Here is a 21,747-nt window from a genome sequence, read left to right on the forward strand (position 1 = left end):
GCCCTCCGCCCTGCACGAGGCCGCCTGATGGCAACCGTCACCCACGTCTGCACCCTCGACTACATCGCAAAGATGCTGGGCGAAGACCCCGAGCTTCTCAAAGCCATCGTCTACAACGACGACAACCTGACCTATGGCTCGATCATCAGCGTCTATACCGGCCCGGATGACACCGTCACCGCCCTGACCGATGACGGTATCGATGAACTGAAAGACATGCTCAGGGACGCGCGCATCACCACCGAAACCTGGCACGCGTTCCTCGACGACTTTGTCGATGACGCGGAACTCGTCGCCCGCATCAAAACCCAATCGCCGCGGTAACAATCGGTCGGTTACGAAGATCCTGATGATCGGCATGGACGAGCGTCATCTTCTGACCGACAACGGTAGCTCGCCGTCCCAAGGCTGATTGCAGACAAGCGGGCATGCCGCCGGTTGAGGTCATGGTCATCGTCGTGATTACCGCCTCCTGACGCCAGTTCCCCGTACGCACCGCAAGCCTCGTTCCTGCGAGACTCGCGACGTGAACTGAAGTCGCCGATATCGCAGCCGTCTCCCGGCCGGATGGAACATCACATACCGAGCGTATTCTTGTAGACCTTGCCGTCCTTCATGATGACGACGAAGTTCTCATCGGGATCCGCGACGAGATCGATGTCTTCCAGCGGATTGCCGTCGACCAGCAGCAGGTCGGCCAGCGCGCCCTCCTCCACGACGCCGAGCTTGCCGGGATAGGGGTTGCGCTCGCCGGACAGCGCGAGCAATTCGGCGTTGGTCGACGTTGCCATGGCGAGCGCTTCTGCGGGCGTGAACCAACGGGTCATGTTGACGAGGTCCTGGCCCTGACGCTCGGCCAGTGCCTGGGAGAACAGGACATCGGTGCCCCATGCGGTCTTGATCTTATACTTCTTCACCAGCGCGTAGACCGTGTCGGTGCCCGCGACCACCTGCCGCATTCGCGCCTGATTCTGCGGAGGAAGGGAGGCGGCGCCCGCCAAGTCGACGAAAGGCTGCATGCTCAACCATACCCCCTTCTCGGCCATCAGGCGGGCCGAATCCTCATCCATGAGATGGGCGTGCTCGATGACCTTGACACCGGCCGCGATCGAGCGTTGCACGGAAACCGACGTGTAGGCATGGGTGGCGACATAGGTTCCCCAGTTCTCGGCCGCTTCGACTGCGGCGCGAAGCTCCTCCTCGGTGAACGTCGACGCGTCGAGGGGGCTGAACGGCGACGCGACCCCTCCGCCCGCAGTCAGCTTGATCTGCGAGGCGCCCTGCATGAGCTGCTCGCGCACCCGCATCCGGACCTCGTCCGGACTGTCGGCGATCATGGCGCCGCCAATCTGCTCGACGCGGCTGAGCGTTCCGGGGGTTCTCGGCAGGTCGGTCAACTGGCGAAAATCACCATGTCCGCTGGTCACCGTGATGACGGCACCGGAGGGATAGATGCGCGGTCCGGGCAACAGCCCCTCGTCGATCGCGCGCTTCAAGTCGAATGCCGGACCGCCCATGTCGCGAACGGTGGTAAAGCCGCGCATCAGCGTGGCCGTGGCTTCGGCTCCAGCCAGGAGGTTGCTATAGCCGACGCCGCTGGTAAGAAGCTGCGGGGGCGTTGACCGCACCATCGTCGCATGCCAGTGCGCATCGATGAGGCCCGGCATCAGCGTATAGCCGCCGCCGTCGATGACCGTCGCATCGGCTTCCGCGGCGATCGGATCCGCGGATATGCGTTCGATGACGCCGCCTCTGACCAGCACGCTGGAAGGAGCCGAAAGCTCGGTGCCGGTGCCGTCGAAGATGCGCACGTTCTGGAAGATCGTCGCCTCGCCGGCGAGGTTGGCGGGAGGAGCCGCCTCCAGCGGCTCCTGTGCCAGGACGGTTCGGGAAAGTCCGATAGAAATCGCCGCCAGCATCGACAATGACAGCAGCATATGGCTGACCGTTCTTTTCGGTAGCATTTCTCTCTCCTTCTCCTGCAATGGGTTCTATCGGCGGGTTTCCCGAGAGCCTCCCGCGCACGAGTTCGGTTGTGCCCGATCTCGATTGGCGGTTGCTCGTCTCGCCCAGCCCATCTCCAAAATGCCAGATCAACGGCACGATGAACACCGACACCACGCAGAACCAGACAAGCAAAGGCAGCCCCAGCTTCCAGCAGTCGCCGAAGGCGTAGCCCCCCGGCGCCATGACCATCAGATTCGTCGGCGTCGCGATCGGCGTCAGGAAAGCGGCAGCCGCGGCTAGGGCCGTGCTCATGAGGACCGGGCGCGGCGATATGCCCATGCTCGCGGCGGCAGCGACCCCGATCTGGATGACAATCAGCGCGGTCGCGGTGTTGCTGATGAGCTGGCTCATGGCGGCGGTCAACACGAACAGGCCGGCGAGCAGGGCAAGGGGGCCGGCATCGCCGACCAGCCCGACCAGAGCCTCGACCATGAGCTTGGCAGCGCCGGTTTCCATCATAGCGGTGGAAAGCGGCATCATCGCCCCGACGAGGATCACCGTCGTCCACCCGATCGCCCGATAGGACTGCTCCCCGGTTATGATTCCGACAGGACGATCGCACCCCCCGCCAGCAGGGGCGACCGCGGGCGGAAGGATCCCCGTGGCAAGCAGCAGGACCATGGCGACCAGGATCCCCACCGCCGGCCTTGCGCCGGGGCCCATTGGCACGGCCTGGCGTCGGACCAGTTCGGGAGGGCTGACGACCAGCACGTCGGGGGCGTTCGACATGGCTGCGAACATGAGCCGCACAGATCGTTCGCCGCCGAGGTGCGAAGCGGGCCATGGTTGCCCTCGCACGGCGGATCAACGTGATCCTGCATCGGATGTGGATTGATGGCACCACCTTCCGATCCCGGATCCAGGTGCCACATGCAACCTGACCGCCCGATCGCTCCACCGTTGCCTGCCTGACCGCAGGCCTTCGAGGTTCCACAGGGACGCGGTTCCGCTGATGCCGTGGTCAGGACTGTTGCCGAACCACATCGAGCACGCCAATGAGATGGGGACATCGGACCTGCATTGAGCCAGCATCATGTTGGCGGCCGCGGCGCCGACCACGGACCGAAGCATGCACCCGGGGTGATCTCAAACGAAGGCGGCGGTGATAGAAGGCTGGCTCCGACGACATGAAAAGCCGCGCTCCCGCGGACAATGTCGTATGCGAAAAGCAGCTTGACTGAGACGGCCCCGCCACCGAAGTCTGGAGCCTAGAAAATTCATTGACGCGGATCAGGCTAGGAAACCTTGGCCTGACCGTCAGCTTCAGATCATGTTCAAAGCTTGCTTGTAGATCTCGAGCACCGCCTCCTCCTCGGCGCGCTGATCCTTGTCCTTCTTTCTCAGCGAAATGATGGCTCTGAGCGCCTTGGTGTCGTAGCCGCGGCCCTTGCTCTCGGCATAGACCTCCTTGATCTGCTCCGCGATGTCCTTCTTTTCCTGTTCCAGGTGCTCGATACGCTCCACGAACTGGCGCAATTCGCCTGCGGCGATACCATAGGCGGATTCGGTTTTTTCCTCAGTGCTCATGCTCTTTCCCCAGAAGGCAAAAGTGTTTTCCTCTCGAACCGCTCGCTCCCGGCCAAGCCGCCATGCGTTCTCTCGGCCAACGAGCGCCCCGCTGCGGGGCCGGCGGTCCATCGCCGCGGGTCTAGGCGGTCTTGCGGGCGGGCGCAATCGCCGCTAGGCCGTCGCCGGCAGACGGAGGCGAAAACATGACGATCTGGGACGGGCTGATCTGGGGCGGAACCGCGCTGACGGTGATCGGGCTGGTCGCGCTGGCCTGGTGCATCCTGACCGCCGCGCGGGCCAAGGCGCGGATCACCGACGACAATCAGATGCGCGCCACCATGCGCAAGGTCGTGGCGGTGAACATGGCCGCGCTCGCGGCATCGGTCCTGGGGCTGATGCTGGTCGTCCTTGGCATCATGCTCGGCAAGTGACATGCGCGCGCTGATCCAGCGGGTCTCGCAGGCCGAGGTCGCGGTCGAGGGCCGCAGCATCGGCCGCATCGGACCGGGCCTTCTGGTGCTGGTCTGCGCCATGCGCGGCGATCCCGAGGACGCGGCCGAGAAGCTGGCCGCGCGCGTGGCCAAGCTGCGCATCTTCCGCGACGAGGCGGGCAAGATGAACCGCTCGGTGCAGGATATCGGCGGCGCGGTGCTGGTGGTCAGCCAGTTCACCCTGGCCGCCGACACCCGCACCGGCAACCGCCCCGGCTTTTCCGGCGCCGAGGCGCCCGAACGCGGCGAGGCGCTGTATCTGCGCTTTGCCGAGGCGTTGCGCGGGCTCGGCCTGCCGGTCGAGACCGGCTCGTTCGGCGCCGACATGAAAGTGTCGCTGGTCAATGACGGCCCGGTGACGATCTGGATGGATTCCGCAGAACGCGCTTGACTTTCGCTGCCCGAACCCTCATTTGCGACGGGTTGCCGCCCGCTGCCGCGTGAGCAGCCGGCGCCCTTGCGCCAAGGTCGGCACCGATTTTCCAGTTTCCCATTCACGCGGGGAGGCTGCGGGCATCACCGTATCCACGCCCGCCCCTCGCAACCAGCCGTGCGATCCGCACGGCCCCAGCCATGCGCGCCGATACGCGGGCGACCTGGCCGAAAGACGACATGACGAACGAGACCACCCGCCCGAACCGTTCGGGCAATCCCCGCGCCCAGCAAGGCGGCAAGCCGCGCTTCCGCAACGACAAGCCCAACACCAACCACCGCCGTCACCGCGCCGAGCCGGAAGAGAAGTTCATCCGCCGCGCCATCCCCGAGATCGACACCCCCTTCACCCGCATGGGGATCGACCCGCGCGTGGCGATCAACCTGCCGGGCCTGGGCATCGAGACCCCCTCGCCCATCCAGGAAAAATCCATCCCCGGCATCGTCGAGGGCCGCGACCTCCTGGGCCTTGCCCAGACCGGCACCGGCAAGACGGCGGCCTTCGGCCTGCCGATGCTGACCCGGCTGCTGAACATCGGCCGCAAGCCCGAGCCCCGGACCTGCCGGGCGCTGATCCTGGCGCCGACGCGGGAACTCGCGACCCAGATCGCCGAGAATATCGACAACTATGCCATCGGCACGCCGATCCGGCAGTTCCGCGTCGTCGGCGGCGCCTCGATCAACGTGCAGGTCCAGCGGCTGGAGCGCGGCGTCGACGTGCTGATCGCCACGCCGGGCCGGCTGATCGACCTGATCGAGCGCGGCGCCGTGGACCTGTCGCAGACCAAGTATCTGGTGCTGGACGAGGCCGACCAGATGCTGGACATCGGCTTCATCCACGCGCTGCGCCGCATCGCCAAGATGCTGCCGCGCGAGCGCCAGACGCTGCTGTTCTCGGCCACCATGCCGAAGCTGATGGAGGAGCTGGCCGACAGCTACCTGAACGATCCGCTGCGCGTGGCGGTGAACCCACCCGGCCAGGCGGCGGCCAAGATCGACCAGGGCGTGCATTTCGTCAACCAGGGCGACAAGGCGACGCTGCTGGCGGAATACCTGTCCAAGCATGTGGACGAGCTGGCCATCGTTTTCGGCCGCACCAAGCACGGCTCGGAAAAGCTGTCGAAGCTTTTGGAGAAATGGGGCTACAAGGTCGCGGCGATCCACGGCAACAAGAGCCAGGGCCAGCGCGAGCGCGCCCTGGCCAGCTTCCGCGCCGGCGAGACCAAGGTGCTGGTCGCGACCGACGTGGCGGCGCGCGGCCTCGACATTCCCGAGGTGGCGCATGTCTATAACTACGACCTGCCGAACGTACCGGAAAACTACGTCCACCGCATCGGCCGCACGGCGCGCGCCGGGCGCGACGGCCGCGCCATCGCCTTCTGCTCGCCCGCCGAGATCGGCGAGCTGCGCGCCATCGAGAAGGCGATGAAGGCCAAGATCGCCGTGGTCGGCGGCGAGGAGCCCTTCGAGGCGGCCAAGATCCGCGAACGCGGCGGCCCGGCGGGCCGCCCGGCGCAAGGCGCCGCGCGCAAGCGCCCGGCCCGGCGCCCCTCGCGCGCACCGAAAACGGCGCAGCGGGCCTGATCCCGCCGCGATACGCGCAAACGTGAGCCGCCGTCATCGCACGGCGGCTTGCGACTTTCCGGCCGTCGCGGCTATCTGCCGGCATGGCCAAGCTTTATTTCCATTATTCCACGATGAACGCCGGCAAGAGCACGCTGTTGCTGCAGGCGTCCTACAATTACCGCGAACGCGGCATGGCAACGCTGCTGTTGACAGCGGCCTTGGACGACCGCGCCGGCCCCGGCCAGATTGCCAGCCGCATCGGCATTGCCGAATCCGCGCTGGGTTTCACCCCCGAGGCCGATCTTTTCGCCCTGATCGAGACCGAGGGTCGCGGCGCCGCCTGTATCTTCATCGATGAGGCGCAGTTCCTGACCGAGGACCAGGTCTGGCAGCTGGCCCGCGTCGCCGACGACCTTGGCCTGCCGGTGATGTGCTACGGGCTGCGGGTCGATTTCCGCGGCCGGCTGTTTCCCGGCTCGGCGGCGCTGCTGGCGCTGGCCGACGACCTGCGCGAGGTGCGCACCATCTGCCATTGCGGGCGCAAGGCCACCATGGTCGTGCGTCAGGACGAACAGGGCCGTGCGTTGCGCGAGGGCGCGCAGGTGCAGATCGGCGGCAATGAAACCTATGTCTCGCTCTGCCGGCGCCACTGGCGCGAAGCGATGGGAGAAATCCGATGAAGGCCAGCAACACCCCCCGCGCCTATGGCTGGGTCGCCCGCATGTTCCACTGGACGGTCGCGGTGCTGATCCTGGCCGCCATCGCCATCGGGCTTTACGCGGACAATCTGCCCGAGGGCGGGGAAGCGCAGCTCCAGGCGATTTTCGCCGCCTATTCCGTGCACAAGACCGTGGGCATGGCGGCGCTGATCCTGGTGGCGGCCCGCCTGCTCTGGACCTTGGCGCAACCAAAGCCCCGCCCGCTGCATCCCGAGCGGCGGCTGGAAAACTTCGCCGCCGAGGTGGTGCATTGGGCGCTGTGGATCGGCATGATCGTGCTGCCGCTGTCGGGCTGGCTTCTGCATTCGGCGGCGCCGGGCGGCTTTGCCCGCATCCTCTGGCCCTTCGGCCAGCGCCTGCCCTTCGTCCCCGAGGACCTGGCGCTCTCCGAGCGTTTCGCGACCTTTCACGAGGTGGGCTGGTGGCTGCTGGCCGGACTGATCGCGCTGCATGTGGTCGGCGCGCTGAAACACGCGATCATCGACCGCGACGGCGCGATGAGCCGCATGGCCGGCAATCCGAACCGGGCGCCCGAGCCGCCCGCGGCCCGGCCCGGCATCCTGCCGCATGTGCTGGCCGCGGTGGCGGCGCTGGCGATCTGGGTCGGGCCTGCCTTCATTCCCGCCACGAGCCCAGTTGCCGAGGAAACGCCACTCGCCTCGGCCGCCCCGCAGGCGGGCCCGGCCTCGGGCTGGGCCGTGGAGCAAGGCGTGCTGGGGATCGAGGTCACGCAGGCCGGCAGCACGGTCGCGGGCCAGTTCGGCCAATGGCAGGCCGACATCGCCTATGACCCGGCAAGCCGGGCCGGCCGGGTGACGGTCGATGTCGATATCGCTTCGCTGACCCTGGGCGCGGTCAGCGAAGCGGCCAAGGGGCCGGATTTCCTGAATGCCGCCGCCCATCCGGCTGCCACTTTCGAAGCCGAGATCCTGCCACCCCCGGCCGCGGGACAGCCGCATGTCGCGCGGGGCCGGCTGACCGTCGCCGGCCAGACGGTCGATGCCGAGCTGCCCTTCGAGCTGACGATCGAAGGGGATGTGGCGCAGGCGAAGGGCCGGATGCGCGTGGATCGCCGCGATTTCGGCATCGGCGCGGGCTATGCCGATGAAAGCACCGTGGGCTTTGCCGTCGAGATCGGCTTCGAGCTGAGTGCAAAGCAGCAATAAGGGGGAAAGGGCAGCCGCGATGGGCTGCCTTTCTGGAGTATTTGGGAAACGGTGAAGGCGCGACGTGAAAAGGCCGCCTCGGTGGGCGGCCTTTTCTTGTGAGTCTTTGTGGAACGAAGAAGCCGGGCTCAGCCGACCAGTTCGAGGCCCGAGAAGAAGAAGGCGATCTCTTCCTTGGCGGTTTCCGGCGCGTCCGAGCCGTGGACCGAGTTCTCGCCGACCGACAGGGCGAATTCCTTGCGGATGGTGCCCTCGTCGGCATTGGCCGGGTTGGTGGCGCCCATCACTTCGCGGTTCTTGGCGATGGCGTTCTCGCCTTCCAGCACCTGCACAACCACCGGGCCCGAGGCCATGAACTCGACCAGTTCGCCATAGAAGGGGCGGTCCTTGTGGACGATGTAGAACTGGCCGGCCTGGGCGGGCGACAGGTGAATGCGTTTCTGCGCGACGATGCGCAGGCCGGCATCCTCGAACTTGGCGTTGATCTTGCCGGTCAGGTTGCGCTTGGTGGCGTCGGGTTTGATGATCGAGAGCGTGCGTTCGATGGCCATATCGGTCGTCCTTTTCCTTGTTCCGGCCGCAATGGCCCGGAAATCCGCGCCCCGTTAACACGCGCCGCGGCGCTTGAAAAGCCGGCGCGGCCCCGGCCCGCGCCCTGGCACGGGCCTTCGATGACGGCATTGACGCCCGCCGCGGCTTGCGCCATGCGGGGCGCATGCTGCGCATCGACGACATATCCTATTCCATCGCCGGACGACCGCTGTTCGAGCACGCCTCGGCCACCATCCCGGACGGCCACAAGGTCGGCCTGGTCGGCCCGAACGGCGCCGGCAAGACCACGCTGTTCCGGCTGATCCGGGGCGAGCTGGGCCTTGACGGCGGCGCCATCACCCTGCCGCCCCGCGCCCGCATCGGCGGCGTCGCGCAGGAGGCGCCGGGCACCGCGACCAGCGTGCTGGAGACGGTGCTGGAGGCCGACACGGAACGCGCCGCGCTGCTGGCCGAATCCGCCGATGCCACCGACGCGCATCGCATCGCCGAGATCCAGACCCGGCTGGCCGACATCGACGCCTGGTCGGCCGAGGCGCGGGCCGCGACCATTCTGCGCGGCCTCGGCTTCTCGACCGAGGACCAGGCGCGGCCGACCGCCGATTATTCCGGCGGCTGGCGGATGCGGGTGGCGCTGGCCGGGGTGCTGTTCTCGCAGCCCGACCTGCTGCTGCTGGACGAGCCGACCAATTACCTCGACCTGGAAGGCGCGCTGTGGCTGGAAAGCTATCTGGCGCGCTATCCGCATACCGTGATCGTCATCAGCCACGACCGCGACCTGTTGAACCGCGCCGTGGGCCATATCCTGCATCTCGAGGACCGCAAGCTGGTGCTGTATACCGGCGGCTACGACACCTTCGCGCGGACCCGGGCCGAGAAGCGTGCATTGCAAGCCGCCGAGGCGAAGAAGCAGGAGGCGCGGCGCGCGCATCTGCAAAGTTTCGTCGACCGGTTCCGCGCCAAGGCCAGCAAGGCCGTGCAGGCGCAGGCCCGCATCAAAATGCTGGCCAAGATGGAGCCGATCACCGCGCCCGAGGAGGCGAAGTTCCACCGTTTCAGCTTTCCGCAGCCCGACCAGCTGTCGCCGCCCATCGTGTCGCTGGACGGGGTGACGGTCGGCTATGACGGGCGCGCGGTGCTGCGGCGGCTGAACCTGCGCATCGACCAGGACGACCGCATCGCTCTGCTGGGCCGGAACGGCCAGGGCAAGTCCACGCTGTCCAAGCTTCTGGCCGGCCGGCTGGAGCCGATGGAGGGGCGGATGGCGCGTTCGGGCAAGCTGCGCATCGGCTATTTCGCCCAGCATCAGGTCGATGAACTGGAACTGGGCGAGACGCCCATCGCCCATGTCCGCCGGCTGCGCCCGGACGAACCGCCGGCAAAGCTACGCGCCCGGCTGGCAGGATTCGGGCTGATGGAGGCGCAGGCCGAGACCCGCGTCGGCCAGCTTTCCGGCGGGCAGAAGGCGCGGCTGTCGCTGCTGCTCGCCACCATCGACGCGCCGCATCTGTTGATTCTCGACGAGCCGACCAACCACCTGGACATCGAGAGCCGCGAGGCGCTGACCGAGGCGCTGAACGACTATACCGGTGCCGTGGTGCTGGTCAGCCATGACATGCACCTGCTGAACCTGGTGGCCGACCGGCTCTGGCTGGTCGATCGGGGCGGGGTCTCGCCCTGGCAGGGCGATCTGGACGATTACCGCCGCATGCTGCTGGCCGGCGAGGACAAGCCCGAGCCGAAACCCGAGGCCAAGCCCGCGCCCAGGCGCCCGCCGCGCGAAAAGGTGCTGGAGCTGCGGGCCGAGGCGCGGCGCGCCGAGGAACGGGTCGAGAAGCTGGCCGCCATGCTGGAGAAGCTGGACGTCATCATGGCCGATCCCGCGACTTATGACGATGCGCAGAAGGCCGAAGCCTGGGGCCGCAAGCATGCCGAGGCCAGCGAGGCCATGCAGCGCGCGGAAAGCCTGTGGATGGAGGCGCTGGAGCGGCTGGAGGACGCCGAGCGGGCCTGAGCGCAACAGCCGGCCGTCATCCGCGTGAAATCCGTCAGAACCGGCTTGCCCTGCGACAGGTTTTCGACGCAGGGTCACGCGCAATTCGACAGGGATTCGCCATGACCAGGATAGCCGCGCTCGCGCTTCTCGCCGCCACCGCCATGACCTCGCCCGCGCTGGCGCAATCGGCGGCCTTGGGTCAGGAATTTTCCTTCGACGCGGGCCTGGGCGTGAAATACAGCCCCGAATTCATGGGCTCGGATAACCTGGACCCCTCGCCCTGGTTCATCCTGCGCAATGCCGATGCCGACCGCGACAAGCCGGACGGGTTCTCGATCCTGCCCTCGCTGAACTATGTCGGCAAGCGCGATGCCGGCGATTACGAGGATTTGCGCGGCATGGACGACATCGGCTATGCGGGCGAGATCGGGGTGAAGCTGTCCTGGCGCATGGGCGAGTTCACCAGCTACGGCGCCATCCGCAAGGGTTTTGGCGGCCATCACGGCGTGGTGGGCGAGCTGGGCGCGAAATACCGGTTCGAGGCCAGCGACAAGCTGACGCTGTGGACCGGGGCCGAGCTGGGCCTGGGCGACCAGGATTTCACCGGCACCTATTTCGGCGTGAGCGAGGCCGAGGCGCTGCCCGACCGCTCCGAGCACAATCCCGACGGCGGCGCCTATATCGCCCGCATCAGCGTCGAGGCGCGCTATGAGTTCATGCCCGACACCGCGGTAATGGGCCGGCTGAGCTATGGCCGGCTGCTGGGCGATGCCGGCGATTCGCCGCTGGTCGAGACGCGCAGCCAGCCCTCGATCAGCATCGGCGTGGCACGGCGGTTGAACTTCCGCTTCTAAGCGGCTCTGGACCCCGGAGGGCACAAGTCCTATATCAGTGCCAAGATTCTACAGGACGCGCCGCATGAGCACCGAAAATCTCAAGGAAGGCGATCCGCTGATCGCGCCCTCGACGACGGATCATCCCCTCTACGACAGCGTGGTCGAGGCCTGCAAGACCGTCTACGACCCCGAAATCCCGGTCAACATCTTCGACCTGGGCCTGATCTACACCATCGATATCAATGACGAGAATGCCGTGCGCATCGTCATGACCCTGACCGCGCCGGGCTGTCCCGTCGCGGGCGAGATGCCCGGCTGGGTCGCGGACGCGGTCGAGCCGCTGCCCGGCGTCAAGCAGGTCGATGTCGAGATGACCTTCCAGCCGCAATGGGGCATGGACATGATGTCCGAGGAAGCCCGCCTGGAGCTTGGCTTCATTTGACGGCGCGCGAGGACATGCTGGCCGGCCGGCCTTATAAGCCCGGCGATGGCGAGTTGGTGGCGATGCGCAAGGCCGCGCAGGGATTGATGCGCGACTACAATGCCACGATCATCGGCGACAAGACCCGCGCCCGCACGCTGACCCAATTGCTGGGCACCTGGAACGGCGCGGTGATCCGCACCCCCTTCCATGTCGATTACGGCAAGCACATCCATTTCGGGCCGGATTGCTTCGTCAATTACGGCTGCTTCTTCATGGACATCTGCGAGATCCGCATCGGCGCGCGCTGCCAGTTCGGCACCGCCGTGCAGTTGCTGACCGAGGACCGGCCGCGCGAGCGCGACAGCCGCGCCAAGGGCGTCGAATGGGGCAAGCCCATCACCATCGGCGATGACGTCTGGGTCGGCGGCGGCGCCATCGTCCTGCCCGGCGTCACCATCGGCGACGGCGCCATCGTCGGGGCCGGCGCGGTCGTGACCCGTGACGTGGAGCCTGGCGCGACCGTAGTCGGCAATCCCGCCCGCCCGCTGCCGCCGAAATCCTGAGCGGACCCTCTGCCTAGAAGAACATCCGGTGCTGGCCGCGGCTGACCAGGTGCAGCCCGCCTTGCGTCACCGCCATGTCGGGCAGGCGCTCGAGCGGCAGCCCCATCGCCACCAGCCGCAGCATGCGCAGGGTGATGCCATGGGTGACGATCAGCGCCGGTCCGGTGAGATCGTCGAGGAACGCCCGCACCCGCGCCTCCAGCCCGGGGAAATGCTCGCCCCCCGGCGCCAAGTCATACCAGTCGAGCCCCCCGCGCGCGAAGATCTCGGGATGGGCGGCGTGCAGTTCCGAAACCAGCCTGCCGCTGAAAGCGCCAATGTCGATCTCGTGCAGGCGCTCGTCGCTGGCGAAATCCTGGCCGTCAAAGACGATGTGCGCCGTCTGCTGCGCCCGCCCGGCGGGGCTGGCATAGCGCGCAAGCCCGCGCAGGTCGCGCACCAGCCAAGCCTGCCGGCGGGCCTGCGCCTCGCCCAGCGGCGTCAGCGGCGAATCCAGCCGGCCCTGCATCCGCCCTTCGGCATTCCACGCCGTCTGGCCGTGCCGCATCAGATAGAGGTCGGGCCAGCCCGGCATCAGACCCATTTCGCCATGGGCGGCAGGCTCATCAGCACCGCCTCGGGGTCGTGGCCGGTCGCCAGGCCGAACTTGGTGCCGCGGTCATAGACCAGGTTGTATTCCGCATAGAGGCCGCGATGGATCAGCTGCGCGTCCTTTTCCGCCTCGCCCCAGGGCTCCGCCATGCGCTTTTCGGCCAGGGGTAGGAAGGCGGGCAGGAACGCCTCGCCCACCGCCTTGGTAAAGGCGAAATCCGCCCGCCAGTCCCCCGTGTTCAGGTCGTCATAGAAGATGCCGCCGACGCCCCGCGCCCGGCCGCGATGCGGGATAAAGAAATACTCGTCCGCCCAGGCCTTGAAGCGGTCGTAGTAATCCGCGCCATGCGGGGCACAGGCTTCGCGCAACGTGGCGTGGAAATGCGCCGTGTCCTCGGCATAGTCCAGGCAGGGATTCAGGTCGGCGCCGCCGCCGAACCACCAGGCGCCGGGGGTCCAGAACATACGGGTGTTCATGTGCACCGCCGGCGCATGCGGGTTCTGCATATGCGCGACCAGGCTGATGCCCGAGGCCCAGAAGCGCGGGTCGGCCTCGATCCCCGGCACGCCGCGCGCCGCCATGGCCTGCCGCGCGGCCGCCGACAATTCGCCATGCACCGCCGACCAGTTCACGCCGACCTTCTCGAAGACCCGGCCGCCGCGCATCACCGACATCAGCCCGCCGCCGCCATCCGCACCGCGCCGGGTTTCGCGGATCTCGAAACGGCCGGGCGGCGCGGCGCCGGGACCACGATCCTCCAGCGCCTCGAAGGCGGCGACGATCCGGTCGCGCAATTCCCGGAACCAGGCCGCGGCCTTCTGTCGCTCGTCCTGCATTTCCATGGGCTTGCCTCCACATTCGTGAATTGCTCCGCCTGCGGGGCGGGCTTATGCTTCCTTGGCGAAACAACTAGAGGTCCCGGCCATGACCCGCAACATCCTGCTTGCCCTTATGCCTGTTCTGGTTGTCGCAGGTTGCGGAACCCCGCAAGAACAATGCATCAGCCGCAACACCCGAGAATACCGCACCGTCTCGAACCTGCTCGCCGAGGTCGAGGCCAATCTGGCGCGCGGCTATGCCTGGGAGGAGCGCACGGTGATGCGCACCGAATGGGACGATTGTCGCTATGTCTGGGTTGATCGGGATGGCAACCGCCGGCTGGCCTATCGCCCCTGCCTGCGCGATGTCGCCGATACCGAGCGTTACCGGGTGCCGATCGATCCGGCGGCCGAGACGCGCAAGCGCGACAACCTGCTGGCGCGCAAGCAGGCGCTGGCGCCCGCCGCCCGCTCCGCCGTCGATGCCTGCAAGGCCGCCTATCCGGAGGAGGACGGCTAGGGCTCAGTAAACCCCGGGCGCCAGCGGGTCGCCCAGGCTGCGGCCACCATCGACGCGCAGGATCTGACCGGTGACAAAGCTGGACGCATCGCTGGCCAGGAACTGCACCGTCGCCGCCAATTCGTCCGCACCGGCGATCCGGCCCAGCGGCGTCGCGGCGATCATGCGGTCGCGCAGGCCGGGATCCTCGCGCAGCTTCAGTTGCAGGTTGTTCGACATGATGCTGGCAAAGGCCACGCCGTTCACACGGATCCGCCTGGGCGCCAGCGCCGAGGCCAGCGAGCGGGTGGCCTGGGCCTGCGCCGCGCTGGCGATGGAATAGGCCAGCATCTGCGGCTGCGGCCAGTCGGCGGCCAGCGAAGTGACGTTGACGATGGCGCCGTGCTGGATCGCATCCTCATCAGCCTCCTCGGCCTGGGCCATCATGCGCTTGGCGACCATCTGCGACAGGCGCAGGCCCGAGCTCATGTTCTGGCGCAGCATGTCGCCCAGCAGCTCGTCATTCACCGTCAGCGGGTCGCAGCCCTGCACCATGCGATGCGCGTTGACCAGGATGTCCACGCGGTCGAAGGCGTCGATGGTGGCCGAGACCAGGTTCGCGAGCGTCAGCTTCTGGCTCAGATCGCCGGCAAAGGCCCGCACCGATCCCTCGCCCACGGCCTCGTCGCCCAGCTCGGTCATCAGCGCCGCCTCGTCGCTGTCGGCGAACATGACATTGGCACCCGCCTCCTCGAAATGCCGGGCGATGGCCAGGCCGATGCCGCGCGCGGCGCCGGTGACGATGGCGGTCTTGCCCTGGATGGACAGGCTCATCTTCTCCTACCTCTCGACTGCGGGCCTTTCGCCTGCGGGCGGCCGGCAGCGGCGCGCCGCGCGCCCGAGGCGGTCAGGATCTTGAACCGCGAATCGCCGCCCAGCTCCGAGACTTCGGCAAAGCATTCCCGCAGCGCCTGCTCATAGGGCAGATGGCGGTTGGCCACCATCCACAGCCGCCCTGCCCCGGTCAGCAGCCCCGCCGCCGCGCGGATGAAACCGGCGCCCAGCTTCGGATCGGCCGCCCGCCCCTCGTGGAAGGGCGGGTTCATGACGACGCCGTTCACCGGCTCGGGCAGGCGGAAATCCAGCGCATCCGCCCAGTGGAACCGCACCCGCGGATCGGTGACATTGCGCCGCGCGCAATCCAGCGCCGCGGCATCGGCCTCGACCAGATGCAGCATCTCGACGCCGGGATGTTTCAGGATCTGGGCCGAAAGCCAGCCCCAGCCCGCGCCCAGATCGACGATGCGGGTCGGCAGCTTCTCGGGCAGCGCCGCCGCCAGGGCCTGCGAGGCCGGGTCCGGCCCGTCGGCCGAGAACACGCCCGGCCGCGTCACCATGCCGGGCGCGGCCAGGTGATCCTGCGCCGCCCAGCCCTCGGGCAGCCAGCCCGGCTCGGGCAGCGTCACGCGAAAGATCTTGCCATGCGCCCGCGACTGGACCTCGTCCACAGCCGCAAGGCCGCGCATCTCCTTCAGCACCGCGTCGACGCCGTCGGTCTTTTGCCCGTCGATCCACAGCGAGGCCCCGGGCGCCAGCCGTGCCGCCGCCTCGGCGATGCGGGCCCGTGCCTCGGCCCGGGCGCGCGGCAGGAAGACCACGGCGCCGTCGAAGGCACCCGACGCCTCGGTCACGACATCATGGCCGCGTGCCTTCAGCGCCTGATGATCGGGATAAAAGCCCTGCACGATCTGCACATGGGCGGGATCGAAGGGCGAAAGATCGGTCGCGGCGCCCGCGCCGATCAGCAGCATGCGCCCTTCGGGCGGCGGGCCGCCAAAGACAAGTTCCAGCCGTGATCCAGCCAATTTCTACTCTTTTTCCATGGTGCATTGCAGCGGATGCTGCTGGCGGCGGGCCAGTTCCATGACCTGCGCCACCTTGGTTTCAGCGATCTCGTGCGAGAAGACGCCGACGACGGCGATCCCCTTGCGATGGACCGTCAGCATGATCTCGATCGCCTGGGCGTGGTTCATGTTGAACAGCCGCTCGAGCACATGCACGACGAACTCCATCGGCGTGAAATCGTCGTTCAGCAGCAATACCTTGTACATCGGAGGCCGTTGCGTGCGGGGTCTGGTCTTGACCCCCAGTTCGACCTCTTCGCGGTCCCCGGGTCGGTTGGTCATCTGCGGATTGGTCACGACGCTCGTATCAGGATATGGACGGTTCTGGGACCGAATATAGAGGCTTTCCCCGCGCTTGATAAGCCCCGCCTCCGCGGCCCGGTCCAAAAGCGCCGGCAACCTGCGGCAGATTGCGCGGCAAGGGCGCAAACTTGCGGTTTCCGAACGCGGGAATGCGTGTTATTGTCACTTTATTAATGAAGGGTCCGCATAATGAACGGACTCTCAGAGGCAGAAGAGACCGGGACAGTGAGCAGAATCGCCAGAAACGTCCGCTTGGGACTGATGATCCTATTCGCCTGGGCGCTGCCCATGGCGGTCGCCGCCGCCCCCTTCGCGGCCTTTGTCATGGATGCGCGCACCGGGCAGGAAATCTATGCGCAGAATGCGGATACGCGGCTTCATCCGGCCTCGCTGACCAAGATGATGACGCTTTACATGGCCTTCAACGCCATCGAGCGCGGACAGGTCAGGCTAGACAGCAAGTTCCTGGTGTCCAGCCATGCGGCGGCGCAGCCGCCCTCGCGGCTGGGGCTGAAACCGGGCCAGCGGATCGAGCTGCGCTATCTGATCCGCGCCGCGGCGGTGAAATCCGCCAATGACGCCGCCACGGTGATCGGCGAGGGGCTGGCCGGGTCCGAGGCGAAATTCGCCGCGCAGATGACCCAGATGGCCCGCGCGCTGGGGATGCGCAACACGAATTTCCGCAATGCCAACGGGCTGACGGCCGAGGGGCATTATTCCACGGCGCGCGACATGACCGTGCTCGGCCGCCGCCTGTTCTATGACTTCCCGCAATATTACTCGATCTTCTCGCGGCGTTCCGCAGATGCCGGGATCGCCACCGTCGCCAGCACCAACAAGCGTTTCCTCGACAACTACGAAGGCGCGGACGGCATCAAGACCGGCTACACGCGGGCTGCCGGCTTCAACCTGACGGCTTCGGCCAAGCGCGGCTCCAAGCGCATCATCGCCACCGTCCTGGGCGGCACCTCGACGGCGCATCGCAACCAGGTCATGGCGCAACTGCTGGATGCCGGCTTCGGAAAGGCCCCCACCCGTGTGCGAGAGGTGAAGCCCGCGCCGCCGCAACTGGTGGCCGAGAAGAAGGTGCGTCGCACCGTGCAGGTCGCACGCGCCGAACCGCGCCAGGCGGTAGCGAACGTGCAACTTTCCAGCTCTGACCGGCCGGTGGCGCGCGCCTCGACCGTTGCTGTGGTGACCCCGGCCGCGATCTCGGCCGCCGTTTCGCGTGCCCAAGCTTCTGCCGCCCCTGCGCCTGCCGCCAGCAGCGGCAGCACCCTGACCGCCAGCGCCCGGCCGACGCGCAAGCCCGGCACCGGCCAGTTCGCCAATGTGACGGTGGATTCCGAACTGCTGGCCCGCGCCGCCCGGCCCGAGGCTCGCCCGGAAGAAGGCGATACGTCGGAAAAGCCGGCCGAGCCGCTGAATGCCGCCCGCCCCACGCCCGCGCCGCGTGGCGACCAGTCGGCCAGCCTGTCCACCCCAGCAGCGGGTTCGCCTTCGCTTTTCGTGCAATCGACCCAGCCTCAGCCGGAAAGCATGGCGCTGCTGACCGCGCCGCCTCCGGCGCAGCGGTCCGAAACCATCATCCTGGCCTCGCTGGAGCCCGAGGAAGAAACCGCACCGCAGGCGACCGAGATCGTCGCGCGCGGCTCGGGTTCGGGCGGCAAGAGCTGGGGGGTCTCGCTAGGCCTGTTCCGCTCTCAGCATGAGGCCGAACAGATGCTGCTGAAAACCGCACTTCAGGAAAGCAGCGCCCTTGGCAGCGCGCTGAGCCGCGTCGCCAATACCAAGCGCGGTTTCGAGGCGAATTTCGTCGGCATGAACCGGGAAACCGCCGAACTCGCCTGCGGCAGGATCTCGGCGCGGCATCAGAACTGCCGGATCATCGGCCCCTGAACGGCCAGCGGACCGCCGGGCCGGGGGCTGCGGATGGCTTCGGAGAATGGTGGTCCCGGCATCATGCAAACCCGTGGCGCCATCGCTTGATGCCCGAAGCGAGCATAAAATTCACCGGCCAGCCCATGGCCTTGGGCCGCCGGATGCGAAGCACCGGCGCCGTGGCCGCCAGCCGATGGCGCAGAGGCCGCGCGTGCGCCTGCGATTACCCGGCGGCTGCTAGAGCGGCCCCGGCCGCCGCTCCTCCGACAGCATCACGTTCGCCTCGACCTGGCCCACGCCGGGCAGGGTCATGATGCGGCGGCGCAGGATACGCTCGAAATCGGCAATGTCGCGGGCATGGATACGCAGCCGGTAGTCGAACTGTCCCAGCACATGCTGGACCACCTGCACCTCGGGGATCGCCGTCACCGCGCGCTCGAAATCCTCCAGGCTGACGCGACCCTTGACCGCCAGGCGGATGCCCAGGAACACCGTGACGCCGAAACCCAGGGCGGCCTCATCAAGGACCAGGCGGCGCCCGGCGATCACCCCCGCTTCGGTCAGCCGCCGGATGCGCCGCCAGGTCGCGGGCTGGGTCAGGCCAAGGACCCGACCGATCTCCGCCGCGCCGCGCGTCGCATCCTCAGCCAGAAGCCTCAGGATGGCAAGGTCGGTGGCGTCCGGCACCAGCACGCTCACAGCGGCAACTCCTGCACATCCTTGATGGTCGAGACCAGCATCAGCGCATCGCTGTCGGCCACATGCGGCAGGGTCAGGATGCTTTCGCGGTAAAGCCGCTGCCAATGCGCCATGTCGCGGGCGATCACCGACAGCCGTAGGTCCACCGAACCGAGAAAGGTCTGGATCTCGGTCACCTCGGGCACGCGGCGGGCAGCGGCGATGAATTCGTCGAAGGCGCGCGGATGGGTCTTGTCCAAGGTGAAGCGCAGGCTGACCTGCACTTCGTAGCCCAGCTTGCGCCAGTCGATCTTGGCCTCGATGGCGCGGATCACGCCGCCCTGGCGCATGCGCTCCAGCCGGCGCCACAGGCTGGCGGGCGTCACCCCTGCCCGCTCCGCCAGGGCGGCATTCGGGATATCGGGATCGGCCAGAATCTGGCGCAGGATGCGGCGGTCTGTGGCGTCTGGCATGATCTTTTCACCTTTTCGCCATATTTGGCATGATCTTCGCAGAAATTCCAGAAAATCTGCGAAGATTGCACGGAACTCCGGCCGGTTTCCCGCTAGACCCCTCGTATCGAAAAGTGAGGGAGATCCCGATGCGTGTCTATTACGATCGCGACTGCGATGTGAACCTGATCAAAGACAAGAAGATCGCCATGCTGGGCTATGGCAGCCAGGGCCATGCCCATGCGCTGAACCTGCGCGATTCGGGCGCCAAGAACCTGGTCGTCGCGCTGCGCGAAGGCTCGGCCTCGGCCAAGAAGGCCGAAGCCGAGGGGCTGAAGGTCATGGGCATCGCCGAGGCGGCCGCCTGGGCTGACCTGATCATGTTCACCATGCCCGACGAATTGCAGGCCGAGACCTACAAGAAATACGTGCATGACAACCTGCGCGAAGGCGCGGCGATCGCCTTTGCCCATGGCCTGAACGTGCATTTCGGCCTGATCGAGCCGAAGCCCGGCGTCGATGTCATCATGATGGCCCCCAAGGGCCCCGGCCATACCGTGCGCGGCGAATACACCAAGGGCGGCGGCGTGCCCTGCCTGTTCGCGGTCCATAACGACGCGACCGGCAAGGCGCAGGACCTGGCGCTGAGCTATTGCTCGGCCATCGGCGGCGGCCGCTCGGGCATCATCGAGACCAATTTCCGCCAGGAATGCGAAACCGACCTGTTCGGCGAGCAGGCCGTGCTGTGCGGCGGCCTGGTCGAGCTGATCCGCATGGGCTTCGAGACGCTGGTCGAGGCCGGCTATGAGCCCGAGATGGCCTATTTCGAATGCCTGCACGAGGTGAAGCTGATCGTGGACCTGATCTACGAAGGCGGCATCGCCAACATGAACTACTCGATCTCGAACACCGCCGAATATGGCGAGTATGTCTCGGGCCCGCGCGTGCTGCCCTATGAGGAGACCAAGGCGCGAATGAAGGCGGTGCTGACCGACATCCAGACCGGCAAGTTCGTGCGCGACTTCATGCAGGAGAACGCCGTCGGCCAGCCCTTCTTCAAGGCGACCCGCCGCATCAACGACGAGCACCAGATCGAGAAGGTCGGCGAGAAGCTGCGCGGCATGATGCCCTGGATCTCGAAGGGCAAGATGGTGGACAAGGAGCGCAACTGAGCGCGCCAGGGAAAGGCCCCGCGAAAGCGGGGCTTTTTTCGTTTTGGGGATGGAGGCGACCGGGTTGGCCATGGGAAATGGCTGCAATGGAAGAAAAGCGGCCGGCCGGATCTTGATGCCACCACCTGACAAGGATTAAAATTTCGGTATCGACTGAGTGGTAACTAGGGTTCCGGGCGATCCGCCGCAGGACCGAGCGTTGCAGAGACCGGGGGGGGTCCCTGGCTGCACCCAAGGGACAAAAGCCCAGGGGAGGAGACGTCGAGATCAACCGCGCCATACCGGCGCATAAGGGGGTCTCAATGACGCTTGCCTCGCTGTTTCTTGTCGTTCTCGCATCCTTCGTCCATGCAAGCTGGAATCTGCTTGCCAAACGGGCCGCATCGGTCGGGCCGGTCTTCGTATTCGCCTACAATCTGATTGCCTGTGTCGCCTATGCCCCGTGGGTCCTGTATCTGCTGACAAAGGGCAGCATCATCTGGACATTGACAGGCATCGGCTTCGTCCTGCTCAGCGGGCTGATCCATTTGGCCTACAGCCTGTGCCTGCAACGTGGCTATCAGGTTGCAGATCTGTCGGTTGTGTATCCGGTAGCGCGTGGTACCGGCCCGATGCTTTCGACTATCGGGGCCTTCCTGATCCTTGGCGAAACACCGTCTGGCACAGGTCTGATCGGGCTGGTCTTGGTTGTCGCCGGCATCATGCTGATCGCCACACAGGGCAAGCTGGCGGCCTTCACCCGTCCCGGCGGGCAATCAGGGGTGCGTTGGGGGACTGCGACCGGCGGTCTGATCGCCTGCTATACGGTGGTCGACGCCTATGCGGTGAAGGTGCTCGGAATTGCGCCTGTAGTGCTGGACTGGTTCTCGAACCTCTTGCGCTTTTTCCTGCTGCTGCCGCTGGTTCTTGCGAATCCCCGGCGTGCCATCGAGGCAATGAGAGGGCATTGCTGGACAGCCGTTGGTGTGGGGCTGCTATCGCCGCTGTCCTATATCCTTGTGCTTGCCGCACTGACAGGTGGCGCACCGCTCAGCCTTGTCGCACCGATGCGCGAAATGTCGATGATGGTGGGCGCTTTGCTGGGGATGCTAATCTTGCGCGAGGCAGTCGGACCATGGCGGCTTGCCGGCTGCGGCGTGCTGATTGCGGGCGTAATCCTGCTGTCCGCCTCCTGATGTCGCGAGCGTCGG

At 66.8% G+C, this 21,747-nt stretch carries 24 protein-coding genes and 2 pseudogenes; 15 read left to right on the forward strand and 11 right to left on the reverse strand.

What is annotated here, in order from left to right; all coding sequences use genetic code 11:
* Window positions 1-324, forward strand: a 324-nt coding sequence (locus tag AQY21_RS26210) for a hypothetical protein (RefSeq protein WP_238986910.1), incomplete at its 5' end; no start/stop codon positions are given.
* 251 nt (window positions 325-575) lie between these two features.
* Here AQY21_RS26210 and AQY21_RS29960 read toward each other — a convergent pair.
* On the reverse strand, window positions 576-1,964 hold the full coding sequence (locus AQY21_RS29960) for an amidohydrolase family protein (RefSeq protein ID WP_238986911.1): 1,389 nt from the start codon (window positions 1,962-1,964) through the stop codon (window positions 576-578).
* A gap of 139 nt (window positions 1,965-2,103) precedes the next feature.
* Window positions 2,104-2,748, reverse strand: a pseudogene (locus AQY21_RS29965) (SLC13 family permease); the annotation flags it as partial.
* Between the two features lie 17 nt (window positions 2,749-2,765).
* On the opposite strand from AQY21_RS29965, the pseudogene AQY21_RS29970 reads away from it, so the two are divergent.
* Window positions 2,766-2,888: pseudogene (locus AQY21_RS29970) on the forward strand (IS110 family transposase); the annotation flags it as partial.
* A 382-nt stretch (window positions 2,889-3,270) separates the two neighbouring features.
* Here the strand turns inward: AQY21_RS29970 and AQY21_RS26225 are convergent.
* Entirely contained in the window at window positions 3,271-3,534 is a 264-nt protein-coding gene (locus AQY21_RS26225) for a DUF2312 domain-containing protein (RefSeq protein WP_058100528.1), read from the reverse strand.
* 185 nt (window positions 3,535-3,719) lie between these two features.
* Here AQY21_RS26225 and AQY21_RS26230 point away from each other — a divergent pair, with 185 nt between their 5' ends.
* The 5 genes from AQY21_RS26230 (at window position 3,720) to AQY21_RS26250 (ending at window position 7,890) form a co-directional block, all read left to right on the forward strand.
* The gene (locus AQY21_RS26230; protein WP_058100529.1) at window positions 3,720-3,947 is read left to right on the forward strand and encodes a hypothetical protein; all 228 of its coding nucleotides are present in this window, start codon (window positions 3,720-3,722) and stop codon (window positions 3,945-3,947) included.
* 1 nt (window position 3,948) lies between these two features.
* Complete coding sequence (dtd, locus tag AQY21_RS26235; RefSeq protein ID WP_058100530.1) at window positions 3,949-4,398, forward strand: D-aminoacyl-tRNA deacylase; 450 nt, start codon at window positions 3,949-3,951, stop codon at window positions 4,396-4,398.
* Between the two features lie 221 nt (window positions 4,399-4,619).
* The gene (locus tag AQY21_RS26240) at window positions 4,620-6,023 is read left to right on the forward strand and encodes a DEAD/DEAH box helicase (protein ID WP_238986912.1); all 1,404 of its coding nucleotides are present in this window, start codon (window positions 4,620-4,622) and stop codon (window positions 6,021-6,023) included.
* 83 nt (window positions 6,024-6,106) lie between these two features.
* Window positions 6,107-6,685: a thymidine kinase gene (locus AQY21_RS26245; RefSeq protein WP_058100532.1), complete on the forward strand. Its 579-nt coding sequence runs from the start codon at window positions 6,107-6,109 to the stop codon at window positions 6,683-6,685.
* Window positions 6,682-7,890: a cytochrome b/b6 domain-containing protein gene (locus AQY21_RS26250; RefSeq protein ID WP_058100533.1), complete on the forward strand. Its 1,209-nt coding sequence runs from the start codon at window positions 6,682-6,684 to the stop codon at window positions 7,888-7,890. Before AQY21_RS26245 ends, AQY21_RS26250 begins: the two co-directional genes overlap by 4 nt.
* Before the next feature lie 128 nt (window positions 7,891-8,018).
* Here AQY21_RS26250 and ndk read toward each other — a convergent pair whose 3' ends face one another.
* Window positions 8,019-8,441, reverse strand: coding sequence for a nucleoside-diphosphate kinase (ndk, locus tag AQY21_RS26255; protein ID WP_058100534.1), 423 nt, complete (start codon window positions 8,439-8,441; stop codon window positions 8,019-8,021).
* A 164-nt stretch (window positions 8,442-8,605) separates the two neighbouring features.
* Between ndk and AQY21_RS26260 the strand changes: the two genes are divergently transcribed.
* From AQY21_RS26260 to AQY21_RS26275, 4 genes are all read left to right on the forward strand, one after another.
* Complete coding sequence (locus tag AQY21_RS26260) at window positions 8,606-10,453, forward strand: ABC-F family ATP-binding cassette domain-containing protein (protein WP_058100535.1); 1,848 nt, start codon at window positions 8,606-8,608, stop codon at window positions 10,451-10,453.
* Between the two features lie 101 nt (window positions 10,454-10,554).
* The gene (locus AQY21_RS26265; protein WP_058100536.1) at window positions 10,555-11,289 is read left to right on the forward strand and encodes a MipA/OmpV family protein; all 735 of its coding nucleotides are present in this window, start codon (window positions 10,555-10,557) and stop codon (window positions 11,287-11,289) included.
* 64 nt (window positions 11,290-11,353) lie between these two features.
* Window positions 11,354-11,713 (forward strand): SUF system Fe-S cluster assembly protein, encoded by a 360-nt coding sequence (locus AQY21_RS26270; protein WP_024845409.1) that lies wholly within the window; start codon window positions 11,354-11,356, stop codon window positions 11,711-11,713.
* Window positions 11,710-12,258 carry a sugar O-acetyltransferase gene (locus tag AQY21_RS26275; RefSeq protein ID WP_082658271.1) on the forward strand — a complete coding sequence of 183 codons (549 nt, stop codon included), beginning with the start codon at window positions 11,710-11,712 and terminating at the stop codon, window positions 12,256-12,258. The genes AQY21_RS26270 and AQY21_RS26275 overlap by 4 nt, the downstream gene beginning before the upstream one ends.
* Window positions 12,259-12,271: 13 nt before the next feature.
* Here the strand turns inward: AQY21_RS26275 and AQY21_RS26280 are convergent, their stop codons facing one another.
* Both AQY21_RS26280 and hemF read right to left on the reverse strand, forming a co-directional pair.
* The gene (locus AQY21_RS26280; RefSeq protein ID WP_065169996.1) at window positions 12,272-12,832 is read right to left on the reverse strand and encodes a histidine phosphatase family protein; all 561 of its coding nucleotides are present in this window, start codon (window positions 12,830-12,832) and stop codon (window positions 12,272-12,274) included.
* Window positions 12,832-13,692, reverse strand: coding sequence for an oxygen-dependent coproporphyrinogen oxidase (gene hemF, locus AQY21_RS26285; protein WP_058100539.1), 861 nt, complete (start codon window positions 13,690-13,692; stop codon window positions 12,832-12,834). Before hemF ends, AQY21_RS26280 begins: the two co-directional genes overlap by 1 nt.
* A gap of 82 nt (window positions 13,693-13,774) precedes the next feature.
* On the opposite strand from hemF, the gene AQY21_RS26290 reads away from it, so the two are divergent.
* Window positions 13,775-14,188, forward strand: a complete 414-nt coding sequence (locus AQY21_RS26290) for a hypothetical protein (RefSeq protein ID WP_058100540.1) — start codon at window positions 13,775-13,777, stop codon at window positions 14,186-14,188.
* A 3-nt stretch (window positions 14,189-14,191) separates the two neighbouring features.
* Here the strand turns inward: AQY21_RS26290 and AQY21_RS26295 are convergent, their stop codons facing one another.
* From AQY21_RS26295 to clpS, 3 genes are read right to left on the reverse strand one after another with little or no spacing between them, the layout of a single operon-like run.
* Window positions 14,192-15,001 carry an SDR family NAD(P)-dependent oxidoreductase gene (locus AQY21_RS26295; RefSeq protein ID WP_058100541.1) on the reverse strand — a complete coding sequence of 270 codons (810 nt, stop codon included), beginning with the start codon at window positions 14,999-15,001 and terminating at the stop codon, window positions 14,192-14,194.
* Window positions 14,998-16,032, reverse strand: coding sequence for a class I SAM-dependent methyltransferase (locus AQY21_RS26300; protein WP_058100542.1), 1,035 nt, complete (start codon window positions 16,030-16,032; stop codon window positions 14,998-15,000). Before AQY21_RS26300 ends, AQY21_RS26295 begins: the two co-directional genes overlap by 4 nt.
* A 3-nt stretch (window positions 16,033-16,035) precedes the next feature.
* Window positions 16,036-16,353, reverse strand: coding sequence for an ATP-dependent Clp protease adapter ClpS (gene clpS / locus AQY21_RS26305; RefSeq protein WP_011748051.1), 318 nt, complete (start codon window positions 16,351-16,353; stop codon window positions 16,036-16,038).
* 282 nt (window positions 16,354-16,635) lie between these two features.
* Here clpS and AQY21_RS26310 point away from each other — a divergent pair, with 282 nt between their 5' ends.
* Window positions 16,636-18,273 (forward strand): D-alanyl-D-alanine carboxypeptidase family protein, encoded by a 1,638-nt coding sequence (locus tag AQY21_RS26310; RefSeq protein ID WP_238986913.1) that lies wholly within the window; start codon window positions 16,636-16,638, stop codon window positions 18,271-18,273.
* Window positions 18,274-18,492: 219 nt separating this feature from the next.
* Here AQY21_RS26310 and AQY21_RS26315 read toward each other — a convergent pair whose 3' ends face one another.
* Both AQY21_RS26315 and AQY21_RS26320 read right to left on the reverse strand, forming a co-directional pair.
* Complete coding sequence (locus AQY21_RS26315) at window positions 18,493-18,954, reverse strand: Lrp/AsnC family transcriptional regulator (protein WP_203416683.1); 462 nt, start codon at window positions 18,952-18,954, stop codon at window positions 18,493-18,495.
* Window positions 18,951-19,406, reverse strand: a complete 456-nt coding sequence (locus AQY21_RS26320) for an Lrp/AsnC family transcriptional regulator (RefSeq protein ID WP_058100543.1) — start codon at window positions 19,404-19,406, stop codon at window positions 18,951-18,953. The genes AQY21_RS26315 and AQY21_RS26320 overlap by 4 nt, the downstream gene beginning before the upstream one ends.
* Window positions 19,407-19,534: 128 nt before the next feature.
* On the opposite strand from AQY21_RS26320, the gene ilvC reads away from it, so the two are divergent.
* Entirely contained in the window at window positions 19,535-20,557 is a 1,023-nt protein-coding gene (gene ilvC / locus AQY21_RS26325) for a ketol-acid reductoisomerase (RefSeq protein WP_058100544.1), read from the forward strand.
* 302 nt (window positions 20,558-20,859) lie between these two features.
* Complete coding sequence (locus tag AQY21_RS26330; RefSeq protein ID WP_058100545.1) at window positions 20,860-21,732, forward strand: DMT family transporter; 873 nt, start codon at window positions 20,860-20,862, stop codon at window positions 21,730-21,732.
* The last annotated feature ends 15 nt before the right edge of the window (window positions 21,733-21,747 follow it).

The sequence above is a fragment of the Paracoccus sp. MKU1 genome, assembly GCF_001447385.1.
GTDB lineage: Bacteria > Pseudomonadota > Alphaproteobacteria > Rhodobacterales > Rhodobacteraceae > Paracoccus.

Excerpts from the sequence above, each read along its gene's own strand:
- AQY21_RS29960 (WP_238986911.1), bottom strand. The coding sequence starts at position 1,964 with ATGCTACCGAAAAGAACGGTCAGCCATATGCTGCTGTCATTGTCGATG.
- AQY21_RS26225 (WP_058100528.1), bottom strand. The coding sequence starts at position 3,534 with ATGAGCACTGAGGAAAAAACCGAATCCGCCTATGGTATCGCCGCAGGC.
- AQY21_RS26230 (WP_058100529.1), top strand. The coding sequence starts at position 3,720 with ATGACGATCTGGGACGGGCTGATCTGGGGCGGAACCGCGCTGACGGTG.
- dtd (WP_058100530.1), top strand. The coding sequence starts at position 3,949 with ATGCGCGCGCTGATCCAGCGGGTCTCGCAGGCCGAGGTCGCGGTCGAG.
- AQY21_RS26240 (WP_238986912.1), top strand. The coding sequence starts at position 4,620 with ATGACGAACGAGACCACCCGCCCGAACCGTTCGGGCAATCCCCGCGCC.
- AQY21_RS26245 (WP_058100532.1), top strand. The coding sequence starts at position 6,107 with ATGGCCAAGCTTTATTTCCATTATTCCACGATGAACGCCGGCAAGAGC.
- AQY21_RS26250 (WP_058100533.1), top strand. The coding sequence starts at position 6,682 with ATGAAGGCCAGCAACACCCCCCGCGCCTATGGCTGGGTCGCCCGCATG.
- ndk (WP_058100534.1), bottom strand. The coding sequence starts at position 8,441 with ATGGCCATCGAACGCACGCTCTCGATCATCAAACCCGACGCCACCAAG.
- AQY21_RS26260 (WP_058100535.1), top strand. The coding sequence starts at position 8,606 with ATGCTGCGCATCGACGACATATCCTATTCCATCGCCGGACGACCGCTG.
- AQY21_RS26265 (WP_058100536.1), top strand. The coding sequence starts at position 10,555 with ATGACCAGGATAGCCGCGCTCGCGCTTCTCGCCGCCACCGCCATGACC.
- AQY21_RS26270 (WP_024845409.1), top strand. The coding sequence starts at position 11,354 with ATGAGCACCGAAAATCTCAAGGAAGGCGATCCGCTGATCGCGCCCTCG.
- AQY21_RS26280 (WP_065169996.1), bottom strand. The coding sequence starts at position 12,832 with ATGCCGGGCTGGCCCGACCTCTATCTGATGCGGCACGGCCAGACGGCG.
- hemF (WP_058100539.1), bottom strand. The coding sequence starts at position 13,692 with ATGGAAATGCAGGACGAGCGACAGAAGGCCGCGGCCTGGTTCCGGGAA.
- AQY21_RS26290 (WP_058100540.1), top strand. The coding sequence starts at position 13,775 with ATGACCCGCAACATCCTGCTTGCCCTTATGCCTGTTCTGGTTGTCGCA.
- AQY21_RS26295 (WP_058100541.1), bottom strand. The coding sequence starts at position 15,001 with ATGAGCCTGTCCATCCAGGGCAAGACCGCCATCGTCACCGGCGCCGCG.
- clpS (WP_011748051.1), bottom strand. The coding sequence starts at position 16,353 with ATGACCAACCGACCCGGGGACCGCGAAGAGGTCGAACTGGGGGTCAAG.
- AQY21_RS26310 (WP_238986913.1), top strand. The coding sequence starts at position 16,636 with ATGATCCTATTCGCCTGGGCGCTGCCCATGGCGGTCGCCGCCGCCCCC.
- AQY21_RS26320 (WP_058100543.1), bottom strand. The coding sequence starts at position 19,406 with ATGCCAGACGCCACAGACCGCCGCATCCTGCGCCAGATTCTGGCCGAT.
- ilvC (WP_058100544.1), top strand. The coding sequence starts at position 19,535 with ATGCGTGTCTATTACGATCGCGACTGCGATGTGAACCTGATCAAAGAC.
- AQY21_RS26330 (WP_058100545.1), top strand. The coding sequence starts at position 20,860 with ATGACGCTTGCCTCGCTGTTTCTTGTCGTTCTCGCATCCTTCGTCCAT.